The organism is Pseudoalteromonas luteoviolacea S2607 (assembly GCF_001625575.1).
GTDB lineage: Bacteria > Pseudomonadota > Gammaproteobacteria > Enterobacterales > Alteromonadaceae > Pseudoalteromonas > Pseudoalteromonas luteoviolacea_E.
This window is the reverse complement of record NZ_AUXV01000002.1, coordinates 126923-143903: the sequence shown is the minus strand read 5'-3', so window position 1 is coordinate 143903 and position 16981 is coordinate 126923. Positions and strand designations below refer to the sequence as shown.

Genomic DNA, 16981 nt, shown 5'->3' with positions numbered 1-16981 from the left:
CTTATTAATGGAACAGAAACAATCAATTATTCCAGCTAAAAAGCACATCGCCTTGGTCGCACACGATGGTAAAAAACAAGCGATGGTAAATTGGTGTGCAAATCATACAAGCATTTTGAGTCGTCACAGCCTTTGTGCGACAGGCACTACAGGTAATTTGATAGAAGCCAAAACCGGCTTAGAAGTCACAAAATTGCTCAGTGGCCCAATGGGTGGAGATCAGCAACTGGGGGCGCAAATCGCCGAACAACACGTAAATATGCTGATTTTCTTTTGGGACCCGCTTTCATCTCAACCCCATGACCCAGATGTTAAAGCATTATTACGCCTTGCCGCTGTCTGGAATATTCCGGTCGCTTGTAATGAAGCGACCGCCGATATGTTGTTAGCATCATCATATATGGGGTGTGAGTTGCTAAGGCAGCAACCTGATTATGACCAATATTTATCAAATAGAATAACTTAGCGATAAATACGTTCGGCCCACTTAGTCAGGCCCGCGGTCACACTCCCAAAGTTGTCACCATTGACCATGGGGATTTCCCCTAAGGCCTCACGTAGCGCGTGTTTCAATAAAGGAGACTGTGCACTACCGCCTGTTAAGTAAATCGTGTCAGGTTTAACCCCCGCATCTGTAATCGCTTGCTGCGCTAAATGGGTAATTTGCGATAGGCTTGATTTTACCGATTCTTCCAATTGAGCGGCATTGATAGATTGTGACAGGCATGCTTCTAAAAAAGACAGATCTGAGCAATGTTCCCCGTGCGTACTTAGCCCAATTTTTGCAAGCTCGGCTTGCCTAACAAATTGATGGGTCATTTTGTTTTCATGGATGACTTGTAAACGTGCCAGTTTCTGCGCCTCTTTCACATCTCGCAGCATAGTCACAAGCTCTCTGCCAAATGTACCGCTATAAAAGTCACTTTGCATCTGAATATCGTTGATTTTACACGCTTGCCAGAATATTTGATGAGGCAGAGGAAGACCTGATTTAAATTCCCCTCCTAGTCCACATACTGGCATCAGTTGGTGAAACGCCAAAGCAATATCTAAATCATTACCGCCTATACGCTTGCCTGTGTGCGCCATAAAATCGCCGCTGCGATCTGTTTTATTTTTAAAGCTGGGGCCCATTTGCACAAATGAACAATCACTCGTCCCCCCGCCAATATCAACGACCAATACTTTCTGGTCTTTATGCAGATCTGATTCGAAGTCAATGCCTGCTGCCAGTGGTTCATACAAAAACTCAACGTCTTTAAAACCAGCTCGACGGGCTGCTGTCGTCAAAATATCAATTGCCTGACGATTACTTTCTTCACCCCCAACGGCTTGGAAATTGACAGGACGACCTATTACGGTATGAGTGAGTGTTTTTCCTAAATGACGTTCTGCACGGCGCTTTAGCTCGATGATCATTGCACTTGCAATATCTTCGAAAAACGCAATTTGCTCTGGCTTTAGACCAATGGCGCCAAAGAAAGATTTAGGAGACTTAACAAAGTAACCCTCTTCTGGCATCGATATATATTCTTCGATAGCTTCTTGTCCAACAAAAACACCGCTTTCAGCATTTTCTAAATCCAGGTCATTGCGGGCAAACTGCGCACTTTTCAATATACCTGCACGCGCCGTATGATATGCAGCCTGCTCGCTACCTTTTAACTCTCGGGCAACTAAATCTGATATCAAAGAGTTGTGAAGTGCATACAAAGTAGAAGGCAAGTAGTGTTTGCCATGCTCCAAAGGGACAAGACTCACTGCATTTTGCTGCAATACACCCATTGCACAATTTGAACTACCATAATCAAAACCGACAACCATCGTGACCTCACAACTGTAAAGAAAAAGGCCGCGAAATGTAGCATAGCCAGCGCCTGATTTAAAGGTAAATTGAGGTAACGCCCTACTCTACAACTGCTCTCTTATTCTTACAAAGCTGGCAAATCGGGGTTTGCCATATTTGGTTTTTCCTTGGTATTGAAAAGTAATTGTACTACCAATGGGTGGTGGCGTTTCGCGCTGCTTATCACTAAACCCAGTGCCGATATTAAATGTGATCCCTGATGGCATACGCACTTTGATTGCCCCCATCATACCTTTATATTTACCCTTCCCAGGTATGTGTGCAATCACTATTGCCTCGGCATCAAATTTTGGCTTATATTTTAGAATTTGCGCAGTTCGACCATTTACATGCGTAGCGTGTTTTTCATGTAACATCACGCCCTCCCCACCTCGCGCAAGTACGTCCTGATAAAATGAGTCTAGCTCTGACTTATTTTTAAAGTGAAACTGCTCAACGGCTTTAACGTGCATAGTGGGCAGCTCATCAATCAATTTTTTGTACGTTTGATATCGCATTTCAAAAGACTGCTCACGCGCTGGCGCATCAAAAATAAGGTAGTTTACTTGCTGCCAGTTCTCATGGTTGGGCACTTTCCGTCGTATCAAGCTACTCACAAACGCAAAGTTGTTATACCCTGCCCAAAGCTCTCCATCTAACCAACGGTTTGGCAAAATAGCCGTGAACCAATGCGGTGCATGTATAACGTTTCCTTTACGTGTTTTAAGTTGCTTGCCATCCCAAATAGCTCTTACTCCATCATATTTTTCGCTAACTAAGTAATGATTGACCGGCTGTTGCTGTTCGTAAACTTTAGCAAGTTGAACAGACGGGGCATTTTGAGCTAAAAGGGGGAACGTTAAAAAAGCGAGAAATAGGGCCATAAGCCAGAAGAGAGGTTGTTTCATGCTACTGTCCTTTGCAGATAAAAAACGTATATCCAACTTAAAAAGTAGCACTTTTAGCTCAGTTGTACAGGCTAACTGTTTGTTATTACATCCTGATAAGCAACTTCCAAACTATTGCAAATCCACTGTGCTTTTGAAAAGTCTTGCCGTTTTGAATGCTGATGAGGGATCACAATGGTATTAACCCCAGCATCCACAGCAGACGTTAGTCCGGTGAAGGAGTCTTCTAATGCAATCGCTTGCTCTGGCGATATATCGAGCTGTTGCATTGCCTTTTTATATGGCTCAGGATTGGGTTTTGGATGTTCTACATCGTCTTTGCAAATGACACAATCGAATAGCTCTAATAGGCCATAATGTGATAATACAGGGATCGCTTCTTCAGACGTGCTACCTGTCACCAGCGCCAACTTAAACCTCTTTGCACAGAGCGATAAAATGTCTCTTGCATGAGGCATTAACACTGGTTTATGCACTTTTGCAGTCTCAATGAACTGAAGATTCTTTTCATGAGCTAGTGTATGTGCTGCTTTGGGTAAATCATACCGTTGCTGTAATATGTGCCCAGTTTTCACAGTGGGTACACCTGAAAACTCATTACAAAAAGTCAACTCGTCAATAAATACCTTAAATGGCTTTAGGACCTCACACCAACTCAGGTAATGAAGTGTTTCTGAGTCTACTAATGTACCGTCAAAATCAAATAGTAACGCCTGTATACTCATAAACACTCCCTTTTCTAAATGAACGTTAGCCTTTCAATGCTGTTGGCGGTTCAGCATAGGCTTCTTCACCAGTTTCGACCTCGACTAGCTCATAACCACGCTGTTTTCTAACCACCTTTAATACTGGTTTTTCGAAAGCAGATTTCAACCTGTCAGCGTCTGCTTGTAAATCTTCGATGGTATGTCCAAAAGGAGCTGCGCCAGTCTCTGACCAATTCGTTACCTTTCCGTTGATGTTATACTCAACTTCATGAATTTGGTATAGCGCTGACTCGTTGTCTTTGCCTTCACAATAAATCACGCGATAGTTCCAAAATCCAGACATGTTTAACTCCTCTTACTAATTACTACGCTGCGACTGTACCAACTAATTCGGTCAGTTGCATTAAAGAAATAAAAAACCCGCGCTATTTTATCAATAACACGGGTTTATAAAGGTTTGCTTCACTTCAGTTAATTAGAAGAAGCGAACCTTAAATTCAGCACCGATAAAGCGCTCTTCATTCAACATACCTGTATTGTTGTTGAAATCTACGCCACCGATTACCACTTGCTCATCAAACAAGTTACGTACAAATACTGATGCTTCGTATTCATTGTCACCAGATGCCCAAGCATAACCTGCTCTTACACCCGTTTCGAATAATGCTTCACCTTCAAACTCAACTGACTCATATAAGAAGAAGTTAATCTTGCTACGGTATGAAGTGTCGGCGTATACAAAGAAGTCACCGTTTTCCAGCTCTTTTGTATAACGTAATGTTGCGTTTGCTATCCACTCTGGAGCGTGCGGTAAGCTGTTTCCATCCAACTGATAAAGGCCAGCTTCATTTATGGAGTTTGTGATCGTACACTGAGCACAGCCTTGGATAGCTAGGCTTGGATCATCGATTTCAGTTTTGTTATAGCTTAGGTTGAATGTAGCGTTTAGCTCATCCGTTAACACCCACTCAGTATCTAGTTCGAAGCCATAACCTGTCGTTTTATCAGCATTGACTAAACGGTTAAAGTTTGCGCCACCACCAACCGCAGTTAATTGCTGATTATCCATTTGATAGTAGAATACTGTACCATTCACACGACCTTGGCCATCTAATACATCAGACTTTACACCAAATTCGATTGAATTAGTCGTCTCTGACTCAGCAACTGTCACTTCGTCACCGAATAGAATACGGCCTTGAACACTTGGTGCACGGAAGCCATTCGCTAAACGGGCAAACAAGTTAACGTCATCAGTTAGTTTATAAGTCGCACTTAGATCCCAACTTACATGACTATCACTTGGGTTTGCACGGCCTTCTAAGAAGTCTGGCGAACCATTAAAAGGCGTTGGATTATCCGTTCTTTTCGCGTAAAACTCTTTTTCATCGTCAGAGTAACGAAGACCAAGAGTCACATCTAGCTTATCTGAAACGGTGTAGTCAAATGAACCAAATATCGCCCAAGCTGAAGTATCTTGATTCTGAACAGCGTAACCATTTTGTAAACCATACTGTCCCGCTGCTGCGTCGAATACACCAGTATCAAAGCTGAAGCTCTCAATGGTCATCTCTTCTTCAAACAAGAAGACACCTACTTGGTAATTAAAGTCTCCTGAGTAGTTACTAGATAGGCGTAACTCTTGTGTATATTGATCATGCTCAGGAAGACCATCAGCAGTTTCAGATGAGAATGGAATGAAACCAGGCGCCATAGCTGGTGCAAACTGATTACCATATGCACCATCGACATCTGCACGAGAGTATATTTCTGCACTTTCCCAAGCGGAGATCGATGTTACTGTGTGTTCGGCTAGATCCCACTCAAGTTTTAAACTTAGACCTTGAGTTTCCACTTGCTGTGTCGCACGAGATGCAGCATCGTGATAAACAACATCATTATCATAAATTGGGTTGATGTTGTTTGACCCTTTCTCAATCAGGTTTGCACGGAAAGGAATTGGACGGCCGTCTAAATCACGAACGTGGTAATTTAATAAACCTGTAAAGTCATCACCTTCATATAAAAATTGAATACGTGCTGCTTTTTCGCTGTAACCACCTAAAGAGTCATCTTTTGCGAACTCATTGGTTACACCTTCAGGTGAACGCACATCGATGTAGTCTGGCTGTTCTTGCCACAATACAGATACACGCGTAGAAATTCTATCAGTCAGACCTGTGCCTACGGCACCTTCAAAGTCAACAGACTCACGGCTACCGTATGATACAGATGCATAACCATCAAATTCTTGACTTGGTTTTACAGAATCGAATTTAACAAGACCGGCTGGTGTATTACGGCCGAATAACGTTCCCTGAGGACCACGAAGGACTTCGATTCGCTCAATATCAAAAACAGGGAAGCCTTTTAGAATAGGGTTTTCTTGAACAACTTCGTCAACAACCAAAGAAACAGGCTGTGAAGCATTTAGATCGAAGTCAGTGTTACCAAGACCGCGGACATAAAAGCGCGGGAATGTACGTCCAAACGAAGATTCTACCGATAAGCTCGGGATCTTAGCGTTCATAAAGCGGATATCCATACCAGCTGAACTGTAGGCGTCAAGGTTGTCGCCTTGTAATGCAGACACTGAAACTGGCACTTCTTGTGCATTTTCAACACGCTTACGTGCTGTGATTTGGATCACTTCCAGTTGATTACTTTTTGCTTGCTCTTCTTCAGCAAGCGTTGTGAATGAAGTACCTGCCACAGCAGAGAACAACGTTGCATTGATCAAAGTTGCTAACGTAGATCTTTTCATTGCTTTCATGTTGGTTTTTGACCTTTTTTATGCACTCTTTGAGTTCAACGGTAATTTGGGCGCCGTTTCACATTGGCTATGGCGTTCAATTTTGCGCGTTAATGACAAACAACGCGGACCTCGTACTCGAGAGTGCAAAGCGAAAAACGAGGCTGAACGCAACGGGCGTAATTATAGCAGCAAAATTTTAAAATGCTTCAAATAAACACATAAATTACACACATTTTTACAACGTTCGACGACGTTAGGTCAAACTTTACAACTTTTAGCAACAAAAAGCGGACATTTGTCCTTATAAAAAAATAAATATTATGGTCAGGAAATAGTTTTTTACCTATTCTTTAAACAAAACATCAATATTTCGTTGATGTTTCAAAAATAGCTAAGCTATGCACCAAAATGTACAACCTAGCAAAAAAGTAACTATAACCGGTTACAATCGCCCAAAATGGTAACCGGTGTCATGAAAGCGTGCGCATTCTATCTAAGCCCGTTCAACTAAGAGAGGACATTAGACCGCATATTCAAAACTTATGCGCTTTGCACAAGGTTATAGAGTGCAGAAATTGGAATTGGTTCAAAAAACATATCGTTTTTCAAAACACGAGCAATTACACCACCCCATGGAAGTGACGCATCAGTGCACATCACCTGACTGATGCTATCAATGACGTTCAGTAAATATAGGGGCTAAATGGTTGGCGAATGTAAGCCAATAAAAGAAGCTTTATGTGTATCTGGATCATATTGCACGACTGCAATACTGGCAGTTGCAAAGATAGGCATTTCACCTGGCACCAGTTGATCTACCATATAACTTACAATCGGCATATGCGCGACTATCAGCCAAGAATCAACCTCTTCATTCATACTGACTAAGGTCTCTATATAATCCACGGCAAAAGATGCACTACCACTTGGGACAATGTCAGCACAAGTTTCTTCAAATATAAAACGATTACTTCGTTTTACTTCAAGTGCAGTTTGTTGTGCTCGCGTATAAGGACTCACGAGTAACGCTTCTGGTTGATGTGTCTCCAGCAACCACTGGCCCATTTCAAAAGCCTGAGCGTGACCCTTTTCAGTCAGCAATCGCGCAGCATCATCCGCTTGCATTGGTCCTGCTTCACCATGTCGCATAATCAATAAGGTTTTCATAGCTCTCCGAAAAGTATCGAAATTTTTATCTATATCAGTAGTAAACCTAGTTATTTGTCCGCTATATTAAAACAAAAGATTCATAACCGTTAGTAATTTACATATTCGACAGACTATCTCACTTATTTATATATCGGCGGCGCACATTTGAAATTAAGTAACAATGATAATAAACAATATAAGCACCTGACACTGGACAATGGTCTTAAGGTACTTCTTGTCAATGATCCAAGCAGTGAGAAGTCTGCATCCTCTTTAGCCATAAATATAGGTCATTTTGACGACCCTATAGATCGCCAAGGTATGGCTCACTTCATTGAGCATATGTTGTTTTTAGGTACAGAGCAATACCCAAACCGAGGCGAGTTTTCCCAAATTGTAAGCCAATTTGGTGGCAACTCCAACGCATGGACTGGCACAGAACACACCTGTTATTTTTTTGATGTTCGCGCAGACAAATTCGCAAAAGTCTTACCGCGCTTTGCTGATTTTTTCATTGCCCCATTATTTGAAGAGTCTGCACTTAATGATGAGCGAAATGCCATTGACTCAGAATTTAACCTCAAAGTAAAAGACGACAACAGAAGAATCATTCAAGTTCACAAAGAAACGGTCAACCCAGCTCATCCGTTTACAAAGTTTTCGGTTGGCAATCACGATACACTTGGTGACAAACAAGGGCATATTCGTAAAGAGGTTGTAGATTTTTTCACAGCACACTACCAAGCCCAGTGGATGACTTTAGTTTTGGCTGGACCTCAAACACTCGAGGAGCTAAGTACCTTGGCTCACAATCACTTCAACTCGATTGTGGGTTCAGGTACGGAAAAGCCCCCTATTTGCGCGCCTATGTATCGCAAAGAAGACTTAGGGCTGTTACTTCATATTCAGCCCCGAAAGCATTTGCAAAAGCTGATAGTGAGTTTTGCGATGCCTGATATCAAAGAATTATATCGCTATAAAAGCTTGAGCTTTCTCGCGCACCTTTTAGGTTATGAAGGTGACGGCTCGTTATACGCAATCCTGAAAAAAAATGGCTGGATTAACGCTTTGTCGGCAGGTGGCGGGGTAAATGGTAGTAACTTCAAGGATTTCAATGTTAGCTTTGCTCTGACAGATGCCGGTATTGAGTTTTACGAAGATATTGTAGAAATGCTATTTGAGTACATCTGCTTAATAAAAGACAAAAAAGCTTCACTGCCCGCACTCTATTTAGACAAAAAACGGTTGCTAGAACTGGCTTTTGACAATCAAGAAGTTAATAAGCTCATTGATTGGGTGAGTAATGTTAGCGTCAACATGCATCATTACGACAACGACAACGTGCTATATGGCGATTACTGTATGGCCGGTTTCAATGAGGCACTCCATGAGCAATTGTTGGGATATTTATCACCACACAACATGCGTTTAGTCATGATCCACCCAAGTGCTACGCACGAAACAGAAACAATCAATAAAATCGCTCAATGGTATAATACCCCCTATCAAGTCGAACATATCAGCACTGAATGGTTGCATGCCCTAGCTAACATCCGCTCACCGCTGCCTGAGATGATGCTACCAAATGTAAATCCATACTTGGCTGACGATAATGAGTTGTTTGAAATTGAGTCGACAGCACTGACGCCAACACAGTTAAAAGATAAACCTGGGTTTGAGTTTTGGTTTAAGCAAGACGCTACTTTCAGAGTTACTAAGGGCCACTTTTACTTAGAGTTAGACTCCGAGACATCCATTACAGACAATAAAGCAATGGCACTTACACGGCTTTTCGCAGATCTATTCATGGATAGTGTGGCTGAACAATTCTATTCTGCGGAGCTTGCAGGACTCAGCTATCACTTAACATCCCATCAAGGTGGGCTAACACTGCATACCGCCGGCTTATCTTCTTGTCAGTTAAAACTCGTCACGCAGCTGGTAGAAGCGCTGCAAAAGCAACCCATTAGTGCAACTCGGTTCGCTGAATATAAAAAGCAACTTATAAGACACTGGAAGAACCACAATAAGAATAAACCTGTGAGTGAGCTGTTCAGCATATTGGGCGCTAAACTGATGCCGTGGAACCCAACACCGGAGGCACTAGCAAAAGCATTAAAAAATGTTTGCTTTAATGAATTCAATGCTTTTCGCTCAGCATTTTTTAGCTCAATACATGCAAAAGCATTCTTGCACGGCAACTGGCAGCTCAAGCATGCCAAAGCGATTCAGCAGCAACTGTTATGTAATTTCGCTACCAGTGAAATATTAGAAGATTTGAAAAAGCCACTAAACACGATTGAGACGCCTGCATGTGAAACATATTGCAAAGAGAATAGTGAACATGCTTTTGTTCACTACATCCAAGCACCTACAAATAATGTTGAGGACAAAATAAAAATCATGGCATTTAACCAGTTAGTGAGCCAGCATTATTTTGAACAGCTAAGAACACAAAAACAACTCGGGTACTTAGTAGGTGCAGGCTACGCGCCATTTAATACCAGAGCAGGCATTGCCTTTTATATTCAATCTCCCAAATTTACGAGTGCCGAGTTAGTCGAGCATCATCATCAATTTATGCAACAGTTCGTGACGCATATTGATGAGCTTGAGCAAACCCAGTGGGACGATATGAAGTCAGGTTTAAAATCACAAATTGCGGAGAAAGACAAAAATCTGCGGCTGCGCTCACAGCGCTTCTGGGTCGCGATAGGTAATGACGATCACGCTTTTTCAATGCAAGAACAGTTATTAGAAAACCTTAACACCCTAACTTTCGAGCAGCTCAAACGATTTATCGTTGACGTCACCGCTCCAGATTTCCCAAGCCTAACCTTGCAGATGAATTAGCGCGTTACATTGAATCCACCTGCGGCATAAAAAATGTTGCTATGCCGCAGCCATGAGCATGCTCAGCTGCCTGCCTGAAATACCATAAAATAATAAAATCCCTGTTAGTATCTGACCGACTCTTTTCGTGTTTCATCAATTTTGCTTTGACTAAGGCAGGCTGTTTCGATTAGATTAGGGATGATTACTTCGAACGCTTGCACTATGGTACATAAAAAAAATATAAGCATATTCTCAGCTCTTATTGCCCTTTTTATCCTGAGTTCTTCAGTGCATGCGCATCCATATGTAGAGCCGATCTTTAATAACCCCATGCCATTCGTTGCTGTGGCTTTGGTGGCGTTTACCCCTTTTTTGATTTTGCTTATTTTAAACCGCAAAGCTTCTCGCTCATTATCCAACCTGCGAATGTCAGAGAAATGGCTGAAAAGTACAGTTGAAGGCAGTGGCGATACACTATGGGATTGGAACATTCAATCAGGTGAAATTATCCGCATCAATGATAAATATGCGCTTAATGAAGCTAAGGGTGAACACTTCATACCAAATGCAAGCAGAATACACCCGCAAGATATACCCATTGTAGAAAAACAACTCAAACTCCACTTTGCAGAAAAAACAGCTTTTTTTGAAGCATCTTATCGCCTTAAGGATAATTTAAATCAGTATCACTGGGTACTGGATAAAGGGAAAGTCATTAGCAAAGACGATAATTTAAACCCACTCAGAATGACTGGGACGGTACGTGATATCAATCATTTAAAAAGTACCGAAGAGCGCCTAAACCTGTTTGCCAAATGTGTCGAGTCTTTAACCGATGCTATTGCCATTTATGATAATCATTTTAAATTGGTCGATTTGAATCCAAGCTATTTGCGAATATTTGGTGGCAAACGCACGCAATACCTTCACTCAGAGTTTCAATTACCAGGGTACGACAGTCGATTTATAAGACAGATAAAATCCGCTTTAAAAGAAACTGAGCACTGGCAAGAAGAGTTAAAAATCTACAACCAACAAGGGTTAATGTTGCCTATCGAGGTAACTATAGATGAAATAAAAAACAGCCATGGCCATATCACTAACTACGTTGTGGTTTTTTCGGACCTAACAGAGAGAAAAAAAGCGGAGTCGCAGCTACACAATCTATCAAATCGGGACCGCATAACAGGCTTACCAAACCGAAACTTGTTTTTTACAAACTTAAAAAAGCTGTCTCAGCAAGGCACACACCATGCTTTGCTCGTATTCGACCTAGATAATTTTAAGAAAATCAATGACTCTTTAGGCCACCAGCTTGGTGATAGCTTGCTCTCAAAGCTTGCCATGCGGCTCAATAAATTATGTAGGCAACAGGACACCTTTTATCGACTGGGTGGGGATGAGTTTGCATTGGTAATGTCTGGCACAAACGATATTCACACCATAACAAAGGTTGCAAAACAGTTTTTAGCCGCCATCGCTACACCGTTTAAAATGGCAAACCATGAGCTGGTTATTACGTCATCCGTCGGTATCGTGCTCTTTCCTGAAGATGGGAAAACTCCAGAAATATTGCTTAAAAACGCTGATACCGCAATGTATCATGCTAAGCAAAAAGGAAATCACTACCTATTCTTTAATGACTCAATGAATGAGCAGGCTGTAAAACGTCTACAAATAGAAAACTTGATGCGATTTGGCCTCAAAGAAGATCACTTCGTTGTGTATTACCAACCCAAAATGGATATTCGCACTGGCAAGCTTGTTGGTATGGAAGCGCTCGTTCGCTTTATTACACCAAAGAAAGGCATTATTAGCCCGGGCGTCTTTATACCCATAGCCGAGGAAACTGGCCAAATAATTGAAATCGGTGAAGTCGTACTAGATAAAGCGTGTAAAGATGTTAAACGCTGGGTCGATAAAGGTTTGTTCAATGGACGTGTAGCGGTCAATTTATCAGCAAAACAATTCAGTTTGCCAGACTTAACAGCGCGCATCGATATTATCTTGCAAAAAAATCAACTGCCATCGTATTTTTTGGAGCTAGAAATTACAGAAGGTACGGTTATGGACGATCCTCAAGAAGCAATTTCAATTATGCGTTCCCTAAGTTCTAGGGGGATCCATCTTGCAATGGATGATTTTGGTACAGGTTACTCCTCATTGGCGTACTTGAAGCAATTTCCACTTAATACCCTCAAAGTAGACAAAGCATTCATTGACGATATGGGCAGTGATAGAGGGCGTAATATGGTTGACTCTATTGTTACCATCGCGCATAACCTTGATTTACACGTCGTAGCAGAAGGCGTTGAGGAAGAGGAACAACTTGCGCTGCTAAAACAACTAGATTGCCAAACGCTACAAGGGTATTATTATTCAAAACCGCTATCGGGTGAAGAATTTGAGCGCTTTTTGGAATCTGAATCAGAACATAAGCCAAACCTCCAATTAGTTAACTAAAAGTGTTAAAAGAGGCGCCAAAACACTCAAAGATTCTTCGCAATTCAGTCTACGCAGCATAAAAGCTTCCCCCCTCTAACACCATGCTCACCTTTCAACCAAAGCGATTACTAATCATACAAACCAGCAGATTTTAGCGTGTAAATCACCCAAAATGACATAAATTGTTGCAAAATATTGCATTATTTAATTTAATACCAGCCTTGAAGATACAAGTATTTGCACGTATTTAGTTCTAAAAATAGGTATTTCAATAGAGAATTCAAGAAAACTCTATAAAAAACAACTTTTTAGATCTTATTTAATGAATAACCTGTTGAAGTTGGCTGTAATTCACTCCTTTTCTATGACGGGCACTTTATCTAGATGACATTAAGTCAATGATAAAAATGTTTAGTGAAGCTGTGAATTATTTAAGTTGACGTAAAACCTATCTTTGTAAATCTAAATAGTGAAATTGCTTATACTAAGCTAAAGTTAGTAGTAAGTAGTCAACGCAGTACTTGTTAGATCAATTGGTCATGGTGTAGTTTGCAGCTAGGCCGTTTTGTGTAGTGTGCTTTTTGCACACTTGAGTTGATTTAAAGTAGATAAAGGCGGACGGAGTAAAGTAATCAATATTCACTTGATTAAACAATGGTTTTTCAGCAGATTATGAAATTTACTTGTTTGATCAAATTGCTAAAGTGAAGTTTTGAATACTTATTAAGCTCACACATTACATCAGTGGTGTGCAATCAACCTTACATATTACAGAAATCTCTCAATAGCTGCTAAAATTAGCCCCATGTTGTATTAATTAATATAGTTTTTTCAAGGACACGGGCTATGGATCAGAAGAGTGTACATACATATTTACAGGCAAAGCCTGGAACCTTTATTACAAAACCGTTTGCCCAAGAGGTAGACGTCTATAAAGTGCAGCATAAAATGTTTGCGACCCTTTATGAGGGTAAAGAAGGTCAAACAGATGCAAACGGCGAACCTGTTTGGTGGTTAAACTTAAAGTGCGATCCTGATGAAGCTTTGTTACTTCGTGACAAATATTCGTCTATTGTACCTGGCTATCACATGAATAAGCGCCTTTGGAATACCATAGTGCTTGATGGCAGCATACCTGAAGATGAGCTTAGACAGTTAATTGACGACTCCTACAACATTGTTGTGGACAATTTACCGACAGCTCAACGCGAAGAGTTAGCTCGTATCACCTCAAGTGATAATTAATTGGCCCCCCTCGCACATTGTGCGAGGGCCATTTTAACGCCTATCTATATTTTCCCCTTCCTTACATTAGCAACTTCACATTCAAGCTAAATTTAATTGCTAATCGAGCAAGACTGTAATCCTTTCGTCAAACCATTGTGATTCACTTCTTAAGTCAATTTTTGCTTTAGGAAAAAATCTAACAATGAATAAACTTATACTGCCCCTAGCTCTTTCTACTTTACTTATTGGCTGTGCGCTGGATGGGGACGATGGTTCAAATGGCAAAGATGGTGCAGTAGGTGCACAAGGACAAACGGGCACAACAGGCCCCACTGGTGAAAAAGGAAATACAGGGGAAACAGGCGACAAGGGTGAAACAGGAGCCGCAGGCCAACCTGCAACCATTCAATTAGTGCCTACACTCGTTGGGCGTGCAGTACTAAATGCTCAAAGCCCAGAAGGCGCTGCGGAAATCGTAGCCTATCATGCACAGAGTCAGCGTATTTTTGCTCTCAATAGCTCGGCGTCACCAGCAACCATTGAAGTAATAGATATTGCCCAGCTAGATACAGAAGCGCTAGTTAAAAATACAGAGGGAGTGGTCACGAATACAAACTTGCAAAGTGACGCTACAATTAACCTCAGCGAATTTGAAACAGGCGATGCAAACAGCATAGCAATTCATGGTAATTTAATGGCCGTAGCCGTTGCTAAAGAAACAGGCCAAGCCGGTAAAATTTTGTTTTTTGAGATAGCACAAGACGCTATTAAATTTATCAAATCAGTGACCGTTGGAGATTTACCCGATATGGTTACATTCTCTCCTGACGGAAACAAAGTTATTGTGGCTAATGAAGGTGAGCCAAAAAGTGATTACAGCATAGACCCAGAAGGCAGCATCGCCATTATACAGACGACCAACGGTCAAGTTGCAGATAATGCGACACTGCTCAACTTTAATGCCTTTGACAACCAACAAGCCACGCTAGAAGCACAAGGCGTTGTGTTCGCCAGCCCAACCGGAAGAACGATAAAAGGTAAAACGATTGGCACTACGGTCTCCATGGATTTAGAGCCCGAATATGTTTCCGTGAGTAAAGATGGCCAATATGCTTATGTCTCTCTTCAAGAAAATAACGCCATGGCGATTGTCGACCTTGAAACCAACGAGCTGAATGTTAAAGGGTTCGGGTTTAAAGATTGGAGCAATTGGACACTAGATGCATCTGACAAAGACGATAAAATAAATTTCGCATCCTATCCAGGTCTTTATGGTATGTATCAGCCTGACTCTATTGCAACTTACCAATGGCAAGGTGCAAACTTTATAATCTCAGCCAATGAGGGCGACGGGCGAGAGTATTTCTTTGACGCCCAAGATGAAGCAACCTGTCTTGCCCAAGGCGGTCTTGAATTCGACGAAGATGATGGGTGCTTAGCATACACAGATGAGTCGCGCGCAGAAGACCTAACGCTAAGTGACAACTTCTCATATCTCAATAATGATGACCAAGATATTGGCCGTTTAAAAGTTTCGACCGAACTAGGCGATGCAAACAATGACAACCAGTATGAGGAGCTATATACATATGGCGGACGCTCTTTCTCAATCTGGGACCATAATGGGCATAGAATATATGACTCTGGCGACGATGTCGGCAAAATCACAGCAGCTATACATGGTGAAGCGTTCAACAATGATGAGGATGAAAACTCGGGAGATACTCGCTCTGATGCTAAGGGTGCCGAACCAGAAGCGCTAGCAATTGGAGAGATTGGCGACAGAACCTATGCATTTGTGGGGTTAGAACGTATGGGTGGTATTCTCGTCTACGATGTGACCAACCCATTTAATGTTACAATGAACACGTACATGATCAACCGCGGGCTACAAAAAGATGCGGAAATTAGCGGTGATTTAGCGCCTGAGGGAATGGTATTTATCAGTGCTCAGAATAGCCCGATAGGTCAGCCACTACTTGTCGTAGGTAATGAGATCTCTGGTAGCGTTTCTGTGTGGTCAATCACACAGCAGTGATTTCTAAATCATTGACATTTAAGCATCGCTGTCTAGGATAAGAGCTAACAGCCAACCATAGACTGACTGGAAGTTTGCCATGCAAAGGTTAGCAATTATTACCAGCGGCGGCGATGCGCCAGGCATGAATGCAGCCATTCGTGCCATCGTCTTATCTTGTCACTCAAAGCACATTGAGTGCTTTGGGTTTTACCATGGTTACAACGGGCTGATGGACGATGAATATCAACTTCTTACTCCAGACATGGTTAGGCCAATTACACAGTATGGCGGTACAATTTTAAAAAGTGCACGCTGCCCTCAAATGCACCATGACTCAGGCCTTGAGAAAGTCGCAAGAACTCTACGACGACATCATATTGATGCGCTTATCGTTATAGGCGGAGATGGTTCGTTTCGTGGCATGATGGCGTTACAATCATTTTGGTCTGGACGACTTATTGGTGTCCCTGCAACCATAGATAACGATTTAGCCTGTACAGACAGCACCATTGGTTTTGCCACCGCCGTAAATACCGCAACACAAGCTATAGATAAAATTAGAGACACCGCAAATGCGTTTGAGCGTGTTTTTATTGTCGAGGTAATGGGAAGACATAGTGGCCATATTGCGTTCAATGTCGGTCTGGCGACAGCCGCTGAAAGCATACTATCTTTCGAAAACTGCCCTACTGACAATTTTAAGCTTGTAGAGCGCGAGCTTGTTGAAAAAATCCAAACTCAGCAAAAAAATAATCACAGTAGTTTTGTGATTGTCCTTGCTGAAAACCTCTGGCCTGAAGGCCCTCAAGGGCTCAAAACAGCTCTATTTGATGCTGCTAAAATCGAAAGCGCGGTGTGTGTTTTGGGTTATATTCAAAGAGGAGGTAGCCCTGCCCCAGAAGATAGGATTCTCGCAACGGAACTTGGCATTGAAGCCGTTAGCGCAGCTATTTCAGAGTCAGGTGTTATGATAGGTAAAGTAAACGGCACTTTGACAAGAAGCAGTATTATTCGGGCAACAGAGCAAAACAAGCCCGTAGACCAAGCCCTGCACTCGGTCTACCAGCAAATGGCTTATTTCTAAGTACG

General features: G+C 41.9%; 12 protein-coding genes. 6 read left to right on the top strand and 6 right to left on the bottom strand.

The features are described from left to right. Positions 1-7: 7 nt before the first annotated feature. The gene (locus tag N480_RS02095; protein WP_063370876.1) at positions 8-466 is read left to right on the top strand and encodes a methylglyoxal synthase; all 459 of its coding nucleotides are present in this window, start codon (positions 8-10) and stop codon (positions 464-466) included. Here the strand turns inward: N480_RS02095 and yegD are convergent. The 6 genes from yegD to sixA form a co-directional block, all read right to left on the bottom strand. After that, positions 463-1824, bottom strand: a complete 1362-nt coding sequence (gene yegD, locus N480_RS02090; RefSeq protein ID WP_063370875.1) for a molecular chaperone — start codon at positions 1822-1824, stop codon at positions 463-465. The two genes, N480_RS02095 and yegD, sit on opposite strands and share 4 nt — an antisense overlap. Positions 1825-1911: 87 nt before the next feature. Continuing rightward, the gene (locus N480_RS02085) at positions 1912-2754 is read right to left on the bottom strand and encodes a DNA ligase (protein WP_063370874.1); all 843 of its coding nucleotides are present in this window, start codon (positions 2752-2754) and stop codon (positions 1912-1914) included. 71 nt (positions 2755-2825) lie between these two features. Beyond that, the gene (locus N480_RS02080; protein WP_063370873.1) at positions 2826-3479 is read right to left on the bottom strand and encodes an HAD family hydrolase; all 654 of its coding nucleotides are present in this window, start codon (positions 3477-3479) and stop codon (positions 2826-2828) included. Positions 3480-3504: 25 nt separating this feature from the next. Beyond that, positions 3505-3804, bottom strand: a complete 300-nt coding sequence (locus N480_RS02075; RefSeq protein ID WP_063370872.1) for a hypothetical protein — start codon at positions 3802-3804, stop codon at positions 3505-3507. A 132-nt stretch (positions 3805-3936) separates the two neighbouring features. Then, positions 3937-6234, bottom strand: coding sequence for a TonB-dependent receptor (locus N480_RS02070; protein WP_063370871.1), 2298 nt, complete (start codon positions 6232-6234; stop codon positions 3937-3939). A gap of 681 nt (positions 6235-6915) precedes the next feature. After that, positions 6916-7383: a phosphohistidine phosphatase SixA gene (gene sixA, locus N480_RS02060; protein ID WP_063370869.1), complete on the bottom strand. Its 468-nt coding sequence runs from the start codon at positions 7381-7383 to the stop codon at positions 6916-6918. Positions 7384-7530: 147 nt separating this feature from the next. On the opposite strand from sixA, the gene N480_RS02055 reads away from it, so the two are divergent. The 5 genes from N480_RS02055 to N480_RS02035 all read left to right on the top strand — a co-directional run bounded on the left by N480_RS02055 (position 7531) and on the right by N480_RS02035 (position 16976). Further along, positions 7531-10218, top strand: a complete 2688-nt coding sequence (locus tag N480_RS02055; RefSeq protein WP_063370868.1) for an insulinase family protein — start codon at positions 7531-7533, stop codon at positions 10216-10218. A 204-nt stretch (positions 10219-10422) separates the two neighbouring features. After that, positions 10423-12663: a bifunctional diguanylate cyclase/phosphodiesterase gene (locus tag N480_RS02050; protein ID WP_063370867.1), complete on the top strand. Its 2241-nt coding sequence runs from the start codon at positions 10423-10425 to the stop codon at positions 12661-12663. A gap of 828 nt (positions 12664-13491) precedes the next feature. Further along, complete coding sequence (locus N480_RS02045) at positions 13492-13890, top strand: MmcQ/YjbR family DNA-binding protein (RefSeq protein ID WP_063370866.1); 399 nt, start codon at positions 13492-13494, stop codon at positions 13888-13890. A gap of 184 nt (positions 13891-14074) precedes the next feature. Continuing rightward, entirely contained in the window at positions 14075-15910 is a 1836-nt protein-coding gene (locus N480_RS02040; protein WP_063370865.1) for a choice-of-anchor I family protein, read from the top strand. Between the two features lie 79 nt (positions 15911-15989). After that, positions 15990-16976: a 6-phosphofructokinase gene (locus tag N480_RS02035; protein ID WP_063370864.1), complete on the top strand. Its 987-nt coding sequence runs from the start codon at positions 15990-15992 to the stop codon at positions 16974-16976. Positions 16977-16981 lie beyond the last annotated feature (5 nt).

Excerpts from the sequence above, each read along its gene's own strand:
- N480_RS02095 (WP_063370876.1), top strand. The coding sequence starts at position 8 with ATGGAACAGAAACAATCAATTATTCCAGCTAAAAAGCACATCGCCTTG.
- yegD (WP_063370875.1), bottom strand. The coding sequence starts at position 1,824 with ATGGTTGTCGGTTTTGATTATGGTAGTTCAAATTGTGCAATGGGTGTA.
- N480_RS02085 (WP_063370874.1), bottom strand. The coding sequence starts at position 2,754 with ATGAAACAACCTCTCTTCTGGCTTATGGCCCTATTTCTCGCTTTTTTA.
- N480_RS02080 (WP_063370873.1), bottom strand. The coding sequence starts at position 3,479 with ATGAGTATACAGGCGTTACTATTTGATTTTGACGGTACATTAGTAGAC.
- N480_RS02075 (WP_063370872.1), bottom strand. The coding sequence starts at position 3,804 with ATGTCTGGATTTTGGAACTATCGCGTGATTTATTGTGAAGGCAAAGAC.
- N480_RS02070 (WP_063370871.1), bottom strand. The coding sequence starts at position 6,234 with ATGAAAGCAATGAAAAGATCTACGTTAGCAACTTTGATCAATGCAACG.
- sixA (WP_063370869.1), bottom strand. The coding sequence starts at position 7,383 with ATGAAAACCTTATTGATTATGCGACATGGTGAAGCAGGACCAATGCAA.
- N480_RS02050 (WP_063370867.1), top strand. The coding sequence starts at position 10,423 with ATGGTACATAAAAAAAATATAAGCATATTCTCAGCTCTTATTGCCCTT.
- N480_RS02045 (WP_063370866.1), top strand. The coding sequence starts at position 13,492 with ATGGATCAGAAGAGTGTACATACATATTTACAGGCAAAGCCTGGAACC.
- N480_RS02040 (WP_063370865.1), top strand. The coding sequence starts at position 14,075 with ATGAATAAACTTATACTGCCCCTAGCTCTTTCTACTTTACTTATTGGC.
- N480_RS02035 (WP_063370864.1), top strand. The coding sequence starts at position 15,990 with ATGCAAAGGTTAGCAATTATTACCAGCGGCGGCGATGCGCCAGGCATG.